General features: G+C 60.4%; 14 protein-coding genes and 1 pseudogene. 8 read left to right on the top strand and 7 right to left on the bottom strand.

Annotated features, from left to right (window positions below; all coding sequences use genetic code 11):
- Positions 1–54 precede the first annotated feature (54 nt).
- The gene (dksA, locus tag ACQZ6D_RS01725) at positions 55–474 is read right to left on the bottom strand and encodes an RNA polymerase-binding protein DksA (RefSeq protein WP_003512796.1); all 420 of its coding nucleotides are present in this window, start codon (positions 472–474) and stop codon (positions 55–57) included.
- Between the two features lie 268 nt (positions 475–742).
- Between dksA and ACQZ6D_RS01720 the strand changes: the two are divergent.
- From ACQZ6D_RS01720 to ACQZ6D_RS01705, 4 genes and pseudogenes are all read left to right on the top strand, one after another.
- Positions 743–1,254, top strand: a pseudogene (locus tag ACQZ6D_RS01720) (SixA phosphatase family protein).
- A gap of 131 nt (positions 1,255–1,385) precedes the next feature.
- Positions 1,386–2,864, top strand: a complete 1,479-nt coding sequence (locus tag ACQZ6D_RS01715; RefSeq protein WP_019565517.1) for a YcjX family GTP-binding protein — start codon at positions 1,386–1,388, stop codon at positions 2,862–2,864.
- Positions 2,861–3,940 (top strand): YcjF family protein, encoded by a 1,080-nt coding sequence (locus ACQZ6D_RS01710; protein ID WP_065661071.1) that lies wholly within the window; start codon positions 2,861–2,863, stop codon positions 3,938–3,940. Before ACQZ6D_RS01715 ends, ACQZ6D_RS01710 begins: the two co-directional genes overlap by 4 nt.
- A gap of 129 nt (positions 3,941–4,069) precedes the next feature.
- Positions 4,070–4,630 (top strand): hypothetical protein, encoded by a 561-nt coding sequence (locus tag ACQZ6D_RS01705; protein WP_003512790.1) that lies wholly within the window; start codon positions 4,070–4,072, stop codon positions 4,628–4,630.
- A gap of 14 nt (positions 4,631–4,644) precedes the next feature.
- Here ACQZ6D_RS01705 and folK read toward each other — a convergent pair whose 3' ends face one another.
- The 3 genes from folK to folP form a co-directional block, all read right to left on the bottom strand.
- Positions 4,645–5,160, bottom strand: coding sequence for a 2-amino-4-hydroxy-6-hydroxymethyldihydropteridine diphosphokinase (gene folK / locus ACQZ6D_RS01700; RefSeq protein ID WP_083211653.1), 516 nt, complete (start codon positions 5,158–5,160; stop codon positions 4,645–4,647).
- 4 nt (positions 5,161–5,164) lie between these two features.
- A complete protein-coding gene (gene folB / locus ACQZ6D_RS01695) occupies positions 5,165–5,530 on the bottom strand; it encodes a dihydroneopterin aldolase (protein ID WP_013636000.1) in 366 nt (121 codons plus the stop codon).
- Positions 5,531–5,607: 77 nt separating this feature from the next.
- Entirely contained in the window at positions 5,608–6,393 is a 786-nt protein-coding gene (gene folP, locus ACQZ6D_RS01690) for a dihydropteroate synthase (protein ID WP_081308532.1), read from the bottom strand.
- Between the two features lie 179 nt (positions 6,394–6,572).
- Here folP and ACQZ6D_RS01685 point away from each other — a divergent pair, with 179 nt between their 5' ends.
- Positions 6,573–7,199, top strand: a complete 627-nt coding sequence (locus ACQZ6D_RS01685; protein WP_003512784.1) for a DUF922 domain-containing Zn-dependent protease — start codon at positions 6,573–6,575, stop codon at positions 7,197–7,199.
- A gap of 308 nt (positions 7,200–7,507) precedes the next feature.
- On the opposite strand, the gene ACQZ6D_RS01680 is transcribed toward ACQZ6D_RS01685, so the two are convergent.
- Together ACQZ6D_RS01680 and ACQZ6D_RS01675 are read right to left on the bottom strand one after the other, a co-directional pair.
- Positions 7,508–7,828, bottom strand: a complete 321-nt coding sequence (locus tag ACQZ6D_RS01680; protein WP_003512782.1) for a 2Fe-2S iron-sulfur cluster-binding protein — start codon at positions 7,826–7,828, stop codon at positions 7,508–7,510.
- Between the two features lie 127 nt (positions 7,829–7,955).
- Entirely contained in the window at positions 7,956–8,324 is a 369-nt protein-coding gene (locus ACQZ6D_RS01675; protein WP_003512780.1) for an Hpt domain-containing protein, read from the bottom strand.
- Between the two features lie 479 nt (positions 8,325–8,803).
- Here ACQZ6D_RS01675 and ACQZ6D_RS01670 point away from each other — a divergent pair, with 479 nt between their 5' ends.
- Entirely contained in the window at positions 8,804–15,355 is a 6,552-nt protein-coding gene (locus ACQZ6D_RS01670) for an apolipoprotein A-IV repeat region-like domain-containing protein (RefSeq protein ID WP_448729584.1), read from the top strand.
- Positions 15,356–15,459: 104 nt separating this feature from the next.
- On the opposite strand, the gene ACQZ6D_RS01665 is transcribed toward ACQZ6D_RS01670, so the two are convergent.
- Positions 15,460–16,377 (bottom strand): PhzF family phenazine biosynthesis protein, encoded by a 918-nt coding sequence (locus ACQZ6D_RS01665; protein ID WP_025593313.1) that lies wholly within the window; start codon positions 16,375–16,377, stop codon positions 15,460–15,462.
- A 306-nt stretch (positions 16,378–16,683) separates the two neighbouring features.
- Between ACQZ6D_RS01665 and ACQZ6D_RS01660 the strand changes: the two genes are divergently transcribed.
- Together ACQZ6D_RS01660 and ACQZ6D_RS01655 are read left to right on the top strand one after the other, a co-directional pair.
- Positions 16,684–17,457 (top strand): NAD kinase, encoded by a 774-nt coding sequence (locus ACQZ6D_RS01660; RefSeq protein WP_003512774.1) that lies wholly within the window; start codon positions 16,684–16,686, stop codon positions 17,455–17,457.
- Positions 17,458–17,478: 21 nt separating this feature from the next.
- Entirely contained in the window at positions 17,479–17,979 is a 501-nt protein-coding gene (locus tag ACQZ6D_RS01655; RefSeq protein ID WP_065688310.1) for a hypothetical protein, read from the top strand.
- The last annotated feature ends 39 nt before the right edge of the window (positions 17,980–18,018 follow it).

The following is an 18,018-nucleotide window of genomic DNA, read 5'->3' as shown; positions in this document are numbered from 1 at the left end:
ATTTTGGTTTTGTTCATTGGCCGGCTCGCCGAAGCGCCCGGAACAACGCTGGCTTTATTCGTCGCGGTAGACTTTTTCACGACGCTCGTGACGTTCCTGCGCCTCGATGGACAGGGTCGCTATCGGTCGTGCGTCGAGGCGCTTGAGGCCAATAGGCTCACCCGTTTCTTCACAGTAACCGTAAGTGCCGTCATCAATCCGCTGAAGGGCAGAGTCGATCTTGGAGATCAACTTGCGCTGGCGGTCACGGGCGCGAAGTTCGATCGCCCGGTCAGTTTCCGAAGATGCCCGATCGGCTAGGTCGGGATGGTTGGCGCTTTCTTCGGCGAGATGTCCGAGGGTCTCGCGCGCTTCTCTCAGGATGTCGTTTCTCCAGGCCACCAGCTTCGCGCGGAAGTAGGCACGCTGGTTTGCATTCATGAACTCGTCGTCTTCCGAGAGCACATATTTGCTAAGATCGATCTTCTCACTCAACGCGATTCTCCTCGAAGAACATCTCAATGCGGCGGTGTATACTCCAATGATATAGGCTGATTCAAGTCTACAGATCAGTTTTCAGGCATTTTTAAAACTGACACAAAAATCATCTAAATGACTAATTTTTATCCTTTATTCGTATTCAAGCGATCTCTTCTTAAATCACTTAAACGCGACTTACCAACAGGAAAGAGGACTTGCGGTCATGCAACCCTATCCTGTAGCATTCCTCCATTGCCTCCCAATCGAACGTCGGTCCCCGCCCTTGACAGCATCTTCTCCGAGCCGAGTGTATCTTTTGCGCCACGCCAAGGCCGCCTGGGCGGCACCGGGAGAACGCGATTTCGACCGGGGATTGAACGAGGCCGGTTTTGCCGAGGCGGAGATCATCGCCGACCTTGCCGCAGACCGGCGCTACCGCCCGGACGTGCTCTTGTCTTCCACGGCCACGCGCTGCCGGCAGACCACGCAGGCCTGGCAGCGGGGGCCTTCAACGAGGGCATCGACATCGTCTATATCGACGAAATGTACAATGCGCGCAGCGAAACCTATCTTTCTCTCATCGCCGCGCAAACGGACGCACAGTCCGTGATGCTGGTCGGGCACAACCCCACAATGGAGGCGACGCTGGAGGCGATGATTGGCGAGGACCTGCTGCATGCCGCCCTGCCCTCCGGTTTTCCGACATCCGGTCTTGCGGTTCTCGATCACGACGACAGTGCCGGGAATGGTAAAAATCGCTGGCGGCTGGTCGATTTTCTCTCGCCCGGCAAATAGCCGCAGCAGCGTGTGACCAATGCGTTGCCGACGCCGGACTCGTTGAAAATCCATTGGCGCGCTTCTTTTTTGGGCAACCGCCCCTTCCTATATTGCAGCTGTGACCGTGAAAAATAGCTGGGAAACTGCCATTGCCGCCTTCTCTTACGTCCCTGACAGACAGTGCGCTCATCGCATTCGACAATCTGGCCGACCGTGCGAGCACCCTTACAAATCCGACATTGCGGCTTGGCGTCACCGGTCTTTCGCGGGCGGGCAAGACGGTTTTCATCTCCTCGCTCGTCCACAATCTTCTGAATGGCGGTCGTCTGCCGCTGTTTGAGGCCATGCGTTCCGGGCGCGTCTCGAATGTGCGTCTGGAGCCGCAACCGGACGATGCCATTCCCCGGTTTCAGTATGAGGATCATATTCAGGCTCTGGTACGCGACAGGCTCTGGCCGGATTCGACACGGGCAATCTCTGAACTGCGGATCACGCTCGACTACCAGAGCGCAAGCGGTTGGGGCCGTTGGTTTTCCGCGGGCAAGCTCTCCATCGATATCGTCGATTATCCCGGCGAATGGCTGCTCGACCTGCCGCTGCTTTCGCAGGACTACAAGAGCTTCAGCGACAGTACCGTCGCGCTGGCGCAAAATGGCATCCGCGCCGAACTCGCGCAGGAATGGTTGGCAATAGCCTCCTCGCTCGACATCAATGCGCCCGCCGACGAGATGACGGCGCGACGCCTCGCGGAAAGCTTCGCCGCCTATCTGAAGGCCTGCAAATCCGATGAGCGGTCGCTCTCCACCTTGCCGCCGGGCCGTCTGCTGATGCCGGGGGATCTCGAAGGATCACCGGCGCTGACCTTTGCGCCCCTGCCGGGCCTGACAGACGACAAGGCACCAAAGGGGTCGCTGCGCGCCATGATGGAGCGGCGCTACGACGCCTACAAGGCAATCGTGGTGAAACCCTTCTTCCGCGAACATTTCGCCCGCCTCGACCGGCAGATCGTGCTGATCGACACTCTTCAGGCGGTCAATCGCGGCCCCGAGGCGGTGCAGGATCTGGAACGGGCGCTGGGCGATGTTCTCGCCTGTTTCCGCCCTGGCACCAACAGTCTTTTGTCATCACTGCTGGGCCGGCGTATCGACAAGGTGTTGATTGCCGCTACCAAGGCCGACCACCTGCATCATGAAAGCCACGACCGGCTGGAACGGCTAACCCGCCGTCTGGTGGACCGCGCCATTACCACCATCGGCATGAATGGCGCCGGCATCGAGGTCATGGCGCTGGCTTCCGTGCGCGCTACGCGGGAAGCAAGCGTGAGACAGGACGGTCACGAGCTTCCGGTCATCGTCGGCACGCCGATGGCGGGTGAAACCATCAACGGCGAGATATTTGACGGCAACCGTAAGACGGCGATCTTTCCCGGCGACCTGCCCGAAGACCCGGAGCCGCTTTTCCGCAGCATCGACAGGGATGGCGACAAGGCGACGTTGCCGGACGTCAATGTCGTGCGTTTCCGCCCGCCCAATATCGATGAACCGGGCAGCGGCGGCATCCGGCTTTCCGTTCCCCACATAAGGCTCGACCGCGCCATGCAGTTCCTGTTTGGAGACAAGCTCGCATGAAGGCTCCCACACCAAACGATCCGCAGGCACGCCGCCCGGCGGCTTTCACGCTCGAAACCGAAGAAACGGCACGGCCAACCGTCGCGCAAAAACGCGCACCGCGCAGCTTCGACACCGAGATTTCCCTCACGCCCGATGAGGATGATCCATTTTTAGCACCTGAAGAGACGGATGCCGCCGCATTGCCGGTGGCCGTGCCAAAGAAAGGCCGCTTCTCCTTCGGCAAGCTCGCGCTTGGTGCACTCGGCGTGCTGTTCTCGCTGGCCTTCGGGCTCTGGGCGGATCAGCTTATCCGCAATCTCTTTTCCCGCTCCGACTGGCTGGGTTACACGGCGAGCATTGCGCTCCTTGTTGCGCTTTTTGCCGTCCTCGTTCTGGTCGGACGAGAAGTGTTCGGCATCATGAGGCTCAACGCCGTTCAATCGCTGAAAGCCGATGCGGAGACAGCCAGCCTCGACAAGAGCTCGAAACCCGCCCGCGCCATCGTTACCCGCCTCAATGCAGTTCTCTCCCACCGCGCGGAAACTGCCAAGGGGCGCGCCGCACTCAAGGACACCGAAAACGACGTGATCGACGGGCCGCATCTGATCGAGCTTGCCGAACGCGAATTGCTGGTGCCGCTCGACCGGCAGGCTCGCGCGCTGATCCTCAACTCCTCCAAACGCGTCTCCGTCGTTACCGCCGTCAGCCCACGCGCCGTGGTCGATCTCGCCTATGTGCTGTTCGAGGTGACAAGGCTGGTGCGCGCCATGGCGGAACTTTACGGCGGCCGGCCGGGCACGCTCGGCATGCTGAGGCTTTTGCGTGACGTCGTCGCTCATCTCGCGGTCACAGGTTCGATCGCCGTCGGTGATGGGCTTGCCCAGCAGGTTCTCGGTCACGGGCTTGCCTCAAAACTCTCTGCACGCCTGGGTGAAGGTGTCATCAACGGTCTGATGACGGCGCGAATCGGCATTGCGGCGATGGATCTGTGCCGCCCGCTACCCTTCAAGGCGGTAAAGCGACCCGGCATAGGTGATTTCATGTCTGACCTCACGCCCGATCTTGGTGGCGGAAAAACCGGTCAAAAAGCCTGATCAGCCGGACTTGTACGGCTCAAAAGGTTACGGACAAAGCTGTAAATAAAGCCGAAATAAACCAAGCATTAACCATTCCGCCGGTAGATTGCCGATTATCGAACAGGCTTCTTCGCCGGGGAAAGTATCATGTATTCGCGCTTCTTTTCGCTTGTGGGCGGACTTGCCGCCATATTGTCCGTCAGCGGCAGCTTCGGCCTGTCTGACGTCCATGCCGCATCGCGCGATCGCGACGACGTGTTTTTCCGTTCCGTTGCGGGAAGCTGGAAAGGTCCGGGCGAAATCGTCGCCGGCAAGTACAAGGGTACCAAGTTCACCTGCGACCTGACGGGCGAACCGCTCGACGACAAGCAGACGGGCATCAAGCTCGCCGGCACCTGCCGCGTCGGCGTCTTCAGCCAGCCCATGTCCGCGGTCATCAGCCAAAAGGGCGGCTCTTACGAGGGCAAGTTCCTAGACGGCGCCGAAGGCAAGGGACTGGACATCATTTCCGGGCAGGTCAGCGGCGACAAGGTCGTTGTGGGCATCAATCGCGCCAAGCTCAACGGTGCCATGGTCGCCCGCGTCTCGAACGATAATTCGATGAACATCACCATTTCCGTCAAGGTCGCCGACCAGATGATCCCGGTTATCGGCGTCACACTCGCGCGCGACATCGACCAGATCGCCGTCGGTTCGATCAAGCCGTAAAACCCGCGACTTCTTCAGCCATCGCCAAGCGGGAGTGTCCACCACTCCCGTTTTTCGTTTGCGCTGATGATGCCGGTTTTATCCGCCTGCCGCAGCCATTCCCGCACGGGCTTGCCCCGGACATCGAGATCGGGTGCGATATCGGCTAGCGGCATCAGCACGAAGGCACGCTCCGTCATGCGCGGATGCGGCACTTCAATGCTTTCCGTAACGACAACATCATTACCATAGGTCAGCACGTCGATATCGATGGTGCGTGGCCCCCAGCGCTCCGTTCTGACCCGTTTCATGCCCTTTTCGATATCGAGGCACAATTGCAGCAGTGCGGGTGCTGAAAGCGAGGTTTCGACCAGCGCACAGCAATTGAAAAAATCCGCCTGGTCCGTCTTACCCCAGGGCGGCGTGCGATAAAGCCCGGAGACAGACAGCACCCGGCAATCGCCGTGTGCATCCAGTTCGCGCAAGGCTCTGGCCATTGCAGCGGCGGGGTCACCGATATTCCCGCCAAGGCCTAGTGCGGCAACTGTCATCCTGTCAGGCACGGTGTTCAACACTCACCTGCGCATAGTCGAGAATGCCGGGAACCGGCGCAGAGGGCTTGCGAACCGTGATACGCAGCCAGACAATCTGCGGATAACGCGCGCGCAGGGCCTTGGCGATATCGTTCGCGAGGGCCTCGATCAGGTAACGGCGCTGGCCGACGACGATCTTTTCGATAACGGCGAAGGCGACGCCATAATCGACGGTATTTTCGATATCGTCGGTCTCGAGCGCGTTACCCGCTTCAACCTCCATCTCGGCATCGACGAAAAAGCGCTGGCCCAGCACCTCCTCCTGCTCGAGAAGGCCATGACGGGCGAAAAAGGAACAGTTTTTCAGAATAATGGTGTAGCGGCTCATCGCATCGCCTCCATGGCGGGGTTATACCGGAATAGCCGGCCTCTTTTAAGGCATGCGGCACTCCGGCATCTATTGATCTATGCATCGGGCCTTGCCGACGCTTTGGCAAGAACCGCGTCGGCAATTGCCAGCGCATCGCGTGTTACGGCGACATTGTGCACGCGAAAAATCGCGGCACCCGCCAGCCTGAGGATCACTGTCGTCGCTGCTGTTCCGATATCGCGTTCGTGGGCCGCATCCCTGCCCGTCAGCGACCCGATGAACCGCTTGCGCGACGTCCCGGCCAGAACAGGCAGGTCAAACGCGGCAAGTTCGCCAAAGCGCGCCATCAGCTCGACATTTTCACGCTCGTCCTTGGCAAAACCGAAACCGGGATCGAGCACGATGGCGTCGCGGGCGATTCCCGCAGCTTCCGCCATCTCAAGCGAACGATTGAGGAATTCGAACTGATCCTCGATAACATCGGCGCGCTTCTGCCTGTCGCGCCCGGTATGCATGATGCAGACGCCCGCGCGCGCGGCGGCAACCACGCCCGCCATGTTCCCGTCCTTCTGCAGGCCGAAAACATCGTTGACGATATGGGCGCCCGCCTCGATCGCCAGCCTTGCTGTGGATGCGCGGTAGGTGTCGACGGAAATCAGAACATCAGTCTCGCGACGGAGCCGTTCGATAACCGGCAGCACGCGATCCTGTTCCTCACCCTCGGTCACCTCGGCCGCGCCAGGGCGGGTGGATTCGCCGCCGATATCAATGATATCCGCCCCCTCCTCAACACATGTCAGAGCATGGGAAAAAGCCGCATCAACGGCAAGATAACGGCCGCCATCCGAAAAGGAATCGGGCGTCGCATTGACGATGGCCATAATACGGCCACGTCCATCAAGTTTCAGGGAGCGACCATGGGCCGCTTGCCACACATTGCTGCCGGCTGTTATCACGTAACACGCGCCTTTCGGGAATAACGGAGTGTTATGCCAATTCTTATAAGTTCCGCTCCGCCTATGCAGCAAACGTTTTTCAAGTTCAACCGGAAGGCCGGGTTATGACCATATCTTCACGTGCTCTTTGCGCCGTTTTCGCTGGCGCATTAGCCCTTTCCATGCCCGGATCGGCCTTTTCCGAAACCATCGTCAGCAAGACCTATTCCTATTTTTCGATCAGCGGTAAAACCGCCGCTGACCTCGACAAGCAGCTTTCCAAGCATGGCCCGCTGACGCGCAACACCGGCGCACGCCATCCCGGAGCCACCGAGATCAAATTCGGCGGCGAACTCACCTATGTCGAGAAAAACGGCATGTGCAGCGTTGGAAGCACCAAGGTGTTGCTGAACACCCGTATTCTCCTGCCGCAATGGAAAAACCGCCGCCGCACCACGGCGGAACTGGCCTTCATCTGGGATACGTTGCTTGCAGATATCAAGCGCCACGAGGAACGGCACGCGGAAATCGCCCGCACCCATGCCCGCTCGCTCGAAAGGCAACTGACGGCGCTTCGTCCGCAAAAAGACTGTGAAACGCTACAGGCAATGGTCGGCAAGATCACCCAGACCGTCATGGACGAGCACGACAAGGATCAGTTGAGGTTCGATATCGTGGAATCCAAAAACTTCGACGCGCGCATGACCCGGCTTTTGAAGAACCGGATCGAACAGGGCCAGAACCGGCGCTGAGCCGCCTTTCCGCCCATACTCCCCTGGACGCGAAACGCAACGCTAACATGACGTTACGTCATGTTCGATATCACCCGTGACTTCTCGTCATGGTGCGGTCAACGAGACTCATTGTAGCTTGTTCACATGGTTTTTAACGGTGGTGATCCGCAGGGGTCCGGCGTTCGAAACCACCTCCGGTTCTCCCGGTGCGCACTTGAGGCTCGCAGGTGTTTCCTCCCTCGCTTGCATGCTGCGTACCCGCCTCGCCCCGCTCCCCGCTAACAGGTGAGCGGGGCTTTTTCTGTGCCGTATAATTCGGCTTGCCGTCAGCCCTGACGTTCGGGAACGTGAACGACTAGGCCGTCAAGCTCGTCCTTCATCTTGATCTGACAGGAAAGACGCGAGGTAGGGCGTACTTCGAAGGCGAAGTCCAGCATGTCCTCTTCCATCGGCTCGGGTCCGCCGACACGTTCCGCCCATGCGTCATCCACATAGACATGACAGGTCGCACAGGCACAGGCGCCGCCGCATTCCGCATCGATGCCGGGTATGGAGTTGCGCACGGCATTCTCCATGACGGTGGAACCGTTGCTTACGTCGAGTTCATGGGGCGTGCCGTCAAAGGCAACAATGGTCAGTTTTGTCATGCCGGAGATCCAAAATGGTGTCTAAGAACTGTTCTAAACAAACACATAGAAAGGCCGGTTCGCCTTGGCAACCCGCTTCTCGCAGGCGCCAAGCGCAACCGGCCCTGTAAAACAGACTGGATTCGCCTTAGCGGCAGAGCTTGAGGATGAAATTTTCCGCTTCGACAATCGCTGCCGCAAGTCTGGCTACGGCCGCGCTATCGTTGCCCTTGTCCTCCACTGCCGCCGCCGCCGTGGAAACGGTGGAGGCACCAACCGCCTGCGCGGCCCCCTTCAGACGATGGGCAGTTGCCTTGACGGTCTTGTCGTCAGCGCCGGCCATTTCATGCAGAGCAGCACGGGCGTTACGGCTGAAGAGTTGCAGCACCTCGATTTCAAGTTCCTTGTCGCCCATCGTCTGGCGCGCGAGATGTTCGAAATCGATTGGTCTTGTCGCGGCGGCCGGCGCACCACCAAAATTATCCGGAGCTTCGAAAGCAATACTGACGGCTGCCATATCTGAAATTCCTTTGTCTCGCCGTTTCCTGTTTCGTGTCACATCTGTGTCGTATTTACGCATTGAAGCCGGTGCTATCAGCTTAAATTACGGCGTGACGCGGGCGAAAATCTTCTGCTATGGTTAATTTATGCTAAACTTATGCGAAACAAGGCGTTCAGCGTGAAACTCAGGTTTAAAAACTGTTAAAAAGCCGACACTTCGCTGCTGCGGCAAACCCGCATTAATTGTTTCGAACACCTAAATGTGTCACTACGGTACTGCCGTTCCGACGAGGCTTATGCTCAAGCTTTGTTATTCCGGCACAGTGATGTAATTTCGCCCGAAAGCTGGACCACCAGCAATTCGGGATTGGTAATGGCGGAATTGTTCTCTTTAACGGGATAATGTTCCGCTGGCATGATGGCGGCAGTCCATTTGCGGGTCGCAGATGGTCAAACGGCATGAAGCCGGGCGTATGTGTAACGAGGCGTAACCGCATGGCGAATAACAAGATCAGCGACTCTGTCGACGAGACTGCATTTCAGGCGTTGGAAGACGCCCTGCAGCTTGGTGCTTTCGAAGACAAGCCGGAATCGCGGAAGACGACAGCGCCAAAGCAGCCGGAGGCCAGATTGAAGGAAGCAAGCAGACAGCCCCCTGCTCCCGAGGCCGCGCGCGCGCCTGCCGAACAGGCGCCCAGATCCCCCAATCTGGAAGCTGCCAACGACGGCTCCAAGCGCAGCCCGGCCATGATCCTGAAATCGCTCGAAGGCGGCTCCATCGGCGGCGCGCTCAGAAACGCGACGATCATGTCGGTGATCTGGGCGCTCGGCGGCCTCGGCATCGCGCATCTTATCTACGGCAGTGCACTCTGGAACATCGGCTCGGTTGCCGATCTCGCCGCAATACCTGGGCTGATGGCGATCGTCGTCGGCATCGTCGTTCCGATCATGCTGTTCTTCGCCTTCGCGATCATGATGGCGCGTGCCCGCGATCTGCGCAACGCTGCCCGGTCGATGGCAGAAGTCGCCCTTCGTCTTGCCGAACCCGAAACTGTCGCCTCCGACCGGATCATGTCCGTCGGCCAGGCGGTTCGCCGAGAAGTCTCGGCCATGAACGACGGCATCGAGCGCACCATTGCCCGCGCGACCGAACTCGAAACGCTCGTCCATTCTGAAGTCAACGCGCTTGAGCGCAGCTATGCAGACAATGAACTGCGCGTGCGCAGCCTCGTGCAGGAACTGAGCGCCGAGCGTGACGCTATCGTCAACCATGCGGAGCGCATCCGCTCCTCCATTGTAGGCGCGCAAGAACAGATCAAGGAAGAGCTTTCCATCGTCGGCGAAGAGCTTTCGATGCGGCTTTCCACGACCGGTGAGGCCTTCGCCTCGATGATCGACACACGCTCGGCCGCGCTGCTCGAAAAATCGCGCGCCTCGACCGAGGCGATGGGCAGCCTGATTGCCGCCAAGACCGAAAACCTGCTTCAGGCACTGAATTCCTCGGGCGCAACGCTATCGAGCGAATTCGACATGCGTCTGCACAACCTCACCTCGACGCTGGACGAGCGCGGCGAAGTGCTGCTGGAACGCTTCGCGATCCACGCCTCGACGCTGGACAGCGGCGCGGAAAGCCTCAACAGCGCACTCGAGGAACGCACCCGCCAGCTCAACGAGACCCTTTCCACCCGCACGCTCGAACTCAACCGCAATATCGATCGCGGCCAGCAGATCATCGGCGGTTCGCTGGATAACGTGCTCGACAAGCTGTCCACGACGCTTGAAGAAAAAGGCCTGTCTTTCCGCCAGAGCCTGCAAAGCACGGCTGATGACGCGATCATGGATCTCGATCTTCGCTCGGGCCTCTATGAAGAACGCCTGCAGGCGACGGTCGGCCAGGTCAACTCCGCCTTCGACGAACATGTGGCGGATTTCGCCAGTGCCTTCGACCAGCGCGCCGGCAGCCTCGACAGTAAGCTGATGGAGAGCCTCGCCCGGATCAACGAAACCGTTGCTGGCGGCTCCGAAGCCCTCGACACCATGCTGACCAGCGGACTTGAGCGCATCGGCAACACCATGACCGACCAGTCGCTTGCTCTTGCAACCGCACTGGGCACCGGCCAGGAAATGCTCGAAAGCGCGCTTGAGACCCGTACCCGCGCGTTCAGCGACGCAATCGGCCAGCGCACCGCTGAAATCACCGATGCCTTCGCCAATTCGCACGAGAAGATCGACGGCGTGCTGGCGGAGCGCAGCAATGCCCTGTTTGGCGCGCTTTCGGCAAGCCAGGACCGTTTCGACGAGGCGCTCGCCAGCCGTTCGCTGGCCATTACCGGCTCGGTCTCCGGCACGGCGGAACGTCTAGCCGCGATGCTTGAGGAGCGTGCAGCCGCAATCAACAGCGTCGTTGCCGATGTCGAGCGCCGTCTTTCGGAAACGCTCGAAACCCGCGCCGCCGCCATCACCGGCACCGTTTCCGGCATTGAGGACCGCATTTCCGATACGCTGGAAAGCCGCACGGCTGCCCTGCACGACGTCGTATCCGGTGCGGAAAACCGTATTGCCGAGACGCTGGATGGCCGCACGGCCGCTCTTTCCAGCGCCATTTCCGGCGTCGAGGAACGCATCGCCGACACGATGGACAGCCGCACGCTGTCGCTCGACATGACCTTCGCCAATGTCGAGGAGAGGCTGTCGGAAACGCTCGACAACCGTACCTCCGCTCTGTCCGGCATTGTGGCAAGTGCCGAAGAGAGGATTGCGGGCGCACTCGACAGCCGCACGTCCACCTTCGGCGACGTGGTTGCCGGTGCCGAGAGCCGTATCGCGGAAACGCTTGATGGTCGCACGGCAGCACTCAACGCCGTCGTTTCGGGGGCTGAAGAACGCATTGCGGATGCACTCGACAGCCGCACCATGGCACTCGACATGGCGTTTTCCGGCGCCGAGGAAAAAATTACCGAAGCACTCGATACCCGCACCGCCGTCCTTGGCGAATTGGTGGCCGGTGCAGAGACCCGTATCGCAGAAACGCTTGATGGCCGCACGGCGGCGCTTAACGCCGTCGTCTCCGGCGTTGAAGAACGCATTGCAGATGCACTCGACAGCCGCACCATGGCATTTGACATGGCGTTTTCCGGCGCCGAGGAAAAAATTACCGAAGCGCTCGATACCCGCACCGCCGTTCTTGGCGAATTGGTGGCCGGTGCCGAGACCCGCATTGCCAGCGCACTCGACAGCCGCACGGCTTCGCTCAAAAACGTCGTATCCGGCGCGGAAGAGCGGATCACGGACGTGCTCGACAGCCGCACCATGGCGCTCGACCTGAGCTTCTCCGGTGTCGAGGAAAAGATCGCCGACATCCTCGACGGACGCACTGCTGCGCTTCACTCGGCGGTTTCCGGGGTCGAAGATCGTATTGCCGATGCCCTGGACAGCCGCACTGCCACCCTTTCCGGCATTGTCTCCAGTGCGGAAGAACGCATCGCGGACGCTCTCGACAGCCGCACCATGGCGCTCGACATGACGATTTCTGGCGTTGAGGAGCGTATCTCCGAGGCGATGGATGCCAGAACCGCATCACTGTCGCTCGCGGCCGCAGGCGTCGGCCAGCGACTGGAATCGACGGCTTTCACGCTTGAAAACGCACTCGCCAGCGGCCACGAGCGGCTGGAGACCATGCTCGGTTCGCAGGCCGAACGCATTGCCGGCTCGCTTGAGCGCAATAGCGGCCTGATCGAGCAGAGCGTCTCCGGCGCGGCCAGCCGCATCGAAAGCGTCGTGGAAGACGGCAGCAGCCGTTTTGCGCAGACGGTGGAAGAAGGCGTCTCCCGCCTCGAAAACAACCTCTCGCAATCGCATGAAGACATCCGTACCGCGCTCGAGCAGCGCCAGGCGGATATCGCCGCGACGTTGAGCTCAGCCACGACCCAGATGGGCGACATGCTCTCCGAGCAGGCGATGATGATCGGCACCACCGTTGCATCCAGCGCCAGCATGCTCGAACTCTCGCTCGAAACCCAGCAGGAGACGTTACAGAAGGCCATAGACGGCAGTGCAGCCACGCTGGAACAGCGTCTTCGCAACAGCGCCGGTGATATTGCCGTCAAGATCGGTGAGGCCGCCCGCGAAATTGGCGGTGCGACCGATGCTCTCTCCTCGCGGATCGAAACCTCGATCGGAAGCGTCACGGGCAGGCTCGACGAGACCGGCACCCGCATCGAGACCTCGCTCGGAGCGCTGCAGGAGCGTGTGTCGAGCGATCTCGGCAACGTCAACACGTCGATCGAGGATGCCGGACGTCGCTTTGCCGACGCGCTGGAAGACAAGACAGCCGCCTTCGCCCGCACCAGCGACGATGCTGCTCAACGTATCACCGGCATTCTGGACGAGCAGACGATACGGGTTGCCGACACCTTCGAAAGCCGCACCAGCCGTCTGGCGGAAACCTTCGATGCCGGTTCGGCCCGCATCGATGAACGCCTCGGCACCATGGACCGCGCGCTGACGATCGGCCTCGAAAACGTCAACCGAACCATCGAAGGCAAGGCGAGTGAGCTTGCGGTCGGCCTGCGTGGGGCGGTCATTTCCGCCACCCAGAGCATCGACGAGGAAGCCGTTCGCTCCACTGCCCTGCTTGCGAAAACCGGCTCGGAATTCGCCGAACAGGTGCAGGCGCAGAACGACGCCTTCACCAAGGCGATCGAAGAACGCTCCGGCGAGATCGTCAATCGCATCTCGGATGCACAGACGCGCCTGTCCGGCCAGGCGGCAGCCGTCGCCCAGACCTTCTCCGAGGCGGGCAACATCATCGTCAACAAGGTTGCCGAGGCCGAAGCGGTCGTGCGCTCGCAGGTGGGCGTCATTTCCGAGACCCTGACCGGTGTCGAATCCGCTCTCGATGCGCGCGGCGAATCCATCCGCTCGGCGCTGGACAACCGCACTCGCGAACTCAACTCGATGCTGGCCAGCCGTTCTGCTGAACTGTCGCGCCTGATCGAAGAGAAGGCAAAGCCTGTCGTCGACGAATACGCCACCATCGGTCGCGAAGCCGCCGAAAAGATCGTCTCCGCCGCCCAGCAGAGCGCCGAACTTCTGTCGCAGAGCAACAGCGGCATGGTCGGCATGGTGGAACAGGCGATCAGCGATTATGCCAACGCCGGAAGCGAGGCAGCAAGCAAGCTTGTCGCGGCAACCCGCCAGAGCACGGACATGCTGTCGCAGACGCATACGGCCATGGCCGACGCCGTCGAAGAAGGTATCGACAAATACACCCGCACGGGCAGCGATGTGGCAAACAAGCTTGTCGCCGCCACGCGCCAGAGCACGGATATGCTGTCGCAGACCCATAACAGCATGGCCGAAATCGTCGAAAAGTCGGCAAACAACTTCAACTCTGCGGTTGAGCGCGCCGCGCAGGAATTCGGCACGGCCGACGAAGCGTTGAACGCATCGGCCACCCGCTTCTCCGAATCCGCCTCGCAGGCCGCCGACATGGTGTCCAGCTCCAGCCGTCTGCTGGAAGGAAAGATCGATCGTCTGTCGAATATTTCCGGCCAGACACTGGCGCAGGTTGCCGGCATCGTCGGACGTTTCGAGGAACATTCGAAGGTTCTCAGCCAGGCGTCCGAACTGCTCAATGCCGCGCAGTCGAGCCTTGTCGGTACGCTGGAAGAGCGTCAGGATGCACTTCGCAGCCTGTCTGTCGGACTAGTCAAGCGTTCCGAGGAAATCGAAACCGCCATGCGCGGCGTCGTCAGCGTGGTGGAAACCACGCTCAACGAGGCCGAGGAGCGTTCGCAGAACGTCGCCGGCAACCTGCGTGACAATCTGCAGGCATCCTTCTCCGATATCGGCCGTTCGCTCGACGAGACGGAACAGCGCGCCCGCTCGGCAGCACAGACCATGCGGGGTGCCCTCCTCGCCGCTGGTCAGGATGCCAGCCGTTCGATCGAGAGCACGCTTTCCGACGCGCAGAAATATTCCGACGAGCTGGTCAACCGCCTGCGTGGCGGTGTCGAATCCTCGCTTTCGGAAGTCGACAACTTGCTCGGCAGTGCCTCGGAAAAATCCAATGCCGCCGCCGCCAACCTCAAGGAAACGCTGCGTCAGGCAGTTGAGGAAGCTGTCAGCCGTTTTGCCGGCGCGACGGACGAAATCCGCCGCTCCAGCCACGATATCCGCCGCGAGCTGGATGCGACCCGTGCCGAACTGAAGCGTGGCGCGTTCGACCTGCCGGAAGAGGCCAAGGAAAGCGCCGCAGCGATGCGCCGCGCCGTTTCCGAGCAGATCAAGGCCCTGCAGGATATTTCCCAGCTTGTCGGTCGCTCGACCCAACAGATGGAAGTTTCCGAACCCGTCGCCCGCGCCATTGCCGCGACCCAGCCTGCCGCTGAACGCCGTGTCGAAGCGCGTCCGCAGCCGGCAGCAGCCACGCCGGCACAGCCACCACGCCCGGCTCAGCCGCAGCCGGCAGCCGCACCCGCCTTGCGTGGCACCCTGCCGCTTGAGAACCGCCAGGTCGAAAACCGTCAGGCGCCTGCCCCGTCCCAGGCAACTGCGGCTCCTGCCGCACGCCGCGAAGAAGGCGGTGGCTGGATCAGCGATCTTCTGCGCGGCGCCTCGCAGGAATCGGCCGCCGCTTCCGCACCCCGCGCAAGCGGCGATCAGCAGCCGACCCGTGCTGCCGATACCCGCAATCCGCGTCACATGGTGGAATCGCTGAACTCGCTGTCCGTCGACATCGCCCGCGCGATCGACCACGATGCCTCGGTGGAACTGTGGCGCCGGTACCAGCGCGGCGAACGTGACGTCTTCACCCGTCGCCTCTATACGCTGAAGGGCCAGACGACGTTTGACGAGATCAAGCGCAAATACGAGCGGGAGGCCGAATTCCGCACCGCCGTGGACCGCTACATCACCGATTTCGAAAAGCTGCTCGCTGATGTCGCCCGCACGGACCGTGACCGGACAGTCACCCAGTCCTACCTCACCTCCGATACCGGCAAGGTCTACACGATGCTTGCCCATGCGGCGGGTCGGTTCAACTGATCTCTGGTTAAGACCAGAAACAATAAAACCCCGGTCATGGCCGGGGTTTTTCTTTTTGGTCGGCAGGTAGCTTTTTGACTGTAGTTCAGTCGCTCACGTTGAAATCAGATCTCGAACGTACCCGATGCTACACGGACCGCGTGGCCACCGATGCGGGCGCGGGCGATTTCGTTGTCCTTGATGTCCATGCGCAGATGGATGTGGGAAGGACGTTCCATCTCCACGCCCTGCTCTATCAAGAGCGGATAGTGACCGTCTGTCAGGCCGTCGAAATGATGGATTGCACCGGAAAGGGCGGCGGCGGCGGAACCGGTGGCGGGGTCTTCCGAAATCCCCATTTCCGGGGAAAACATACGGGCATGGAACTTTGCCGCGTGATTGACGCCGCCGCGACAGTAGATATAGGCCGCCGTCAGGCGCCCCTCCACCAGCGGTGCGGTGCGCAGCCAGAGATTGGCGTCGAAATCCATTTCGCTGATAGCGGCAATATTGTGCAGCGGCACGAGCAGGAACGGCACACCGGCCGTCCAGATCGACGGTACGTGGTTCTCAAAGCCTAGATGGCCTTCGCTCACGCCCAGCGCATCGGCAAGTGCGGCATGATCGAGCGGCAGGGTGACGCGGGACGATTTGCGCGGCAGGTCGAATTCGGCGAAGCTGACCGCACCGGCGCGCATTTTCACCGCACAGCGGACCGGACCCACCTTTTCCTCCAGCACACAGACCATATCGATATCGTCGTCACCTTCATTGCGATTGCGCTCGGCAATAGCGATCGCTGCGCCAACAGTCGGGTGGCCCGCGAAAGGCAACTCGCCCGAAGGCGTGAAGATACGCAGCGAAGCCGCGTGGGCCGGGTTGCCCGAGCGGTTGACGAAAACGGTCTCGGAGAGGTTCATTTCTCTGGCTATCGCCTGCATCGTCACTTGGTCGAGGCCATCCGCGTCATACATGACCGCCAGCGGATTTCCCGCCATTTTGGTCTCGGTAAAGACATCGTAGATATTGTAATTCAGCACCACGCCCGTCTCCTGCCACTCGCCGTTCCGCTTGTTTCGCGCAAGTTGCCTCACGTCGCGCCGCATCGCAACCCTTGTCGAAGGCCGGAAACCAAGAAGCTGTGGACCGCACGCGGGTAAACCCGCCTGCTGCGAACGCCTGTCCGCTGGAAAGGCCTTGTCGCCTGCTGCCGTCTTCATGTACCAAGGATGCGTCTTGTGGCTTGCGATCGACCGTTTTATCGACGTTTGGAGATTATGAGCTGCTTCAACAGGTTACAGCATCGTCCGCATATCGATTCCGGTATGCGTCTTTGCCGAGGGAAGCGAATGTCGCATTCTAACTGTTCACTATCCTTCGTCGCCTCCGCAACCGAGGAGGCGCAGAGGGCGCTGGAGGAGCTGAAAGGCGCTTACGGCAACACGCCCTTCGACGAGGCGGAAGTGATCGTGGCGCTCGGCGGCGATGGCTTCATGCTGCAAATTCTCAACGAAACGATGAATTCCGGCAAGCGGGTCTATGGCATGAACCGGGGATCGGTCGGCTTTCTGATGAACGACTACCGGGTAGACGGCCTGGTCGAGCGTATTGCGGTGGCGACCGGCAATGATTTTCATCCGCTGCGCATGACGACGACGGATTCCGACGGCGATGAATTTACGGCGCTTGCCATGAACGAGGTCAGCCTGTTCCGGCAATCGCATCAGGCCGCCAAGCTTCGTGTCGAGGTGGACGGCAAGACGAGGCTTGAAGAGTTGATTTGCGACGGCATGATGGTTGCGACACCGGCAGGATCGACAGCTTATAACTTCTCAGCCCATGGACCGATCCTGCCGTTGGAATCACCGCTTCTGGCGCTCACACCCGTCAGCGCCTTCCGGCCAAGGCGTTGGCGCGGCGCACTTTTGCCCAACAAGGTGACGGTCGATATTCACGTTCTGGAGCGCGACAAGCGTCCGGTGAACGCGGTCGCCGACCATACGGAGGTGAAATCCGTACGGCATGTGCGGATTGCGCAATCGCAGGACAGGACGGCCAGAATTCTCTCGGACCCGGACCGTTCATGGTCAGACCGCGTACTCGCCGAACAATTCAACAATTGACGCCAACCACTGATGATGGCCATGCCCCTGAAAAAACCTCTTCTTGCCGCCCTCATTTTCGCCGCCACAGCGCTTCCCGTGCGGGCGCAAACGGAGGCCATCGACAACTTGCCGGTATCGGCGATCTTCGTTGTCAGCAGCGGCATGTGGGAAGAGCATAATCTTGAGCCGGTGAAAGGTCCTGATGGCCAGTTGCGGCCGCCGCCAGCGACACCCTCGCGCGGTTATTACAAGGTGGTTGCAATCCGCCAGGGCGATGGCACCGCTAAAGTCTATCTGCAGCGCATCGCCACTACCGCAAACGGACCGAACCTTCTCGAAAACATCGAGCTGGAAGAGTTCAGCCAGATGAAGTCCTACGTCACGGATATTCGCCCCGAAAGCTCAAACGGTGCATCGGCCTCGCCCGGCCTGTTTGTGACCGTCTATCTGAAAACCGATCCGCAGATCAGGGAAGCGGAAAGCTGGACGATCCTGATCGACGAACTCGGCGAGATGAAGATCGAAAAGGCCTCGAACTGAGGGCGAGAGAACGTCGGTTTGAACGGAATCGTTGGAGGT

This window comes from Agrobacterium sp. 22-3639C2 (assembly GCF_053522105.1).
This window is presented reverse-complemented; position numbering and strand designations above follow the sequence as displayed.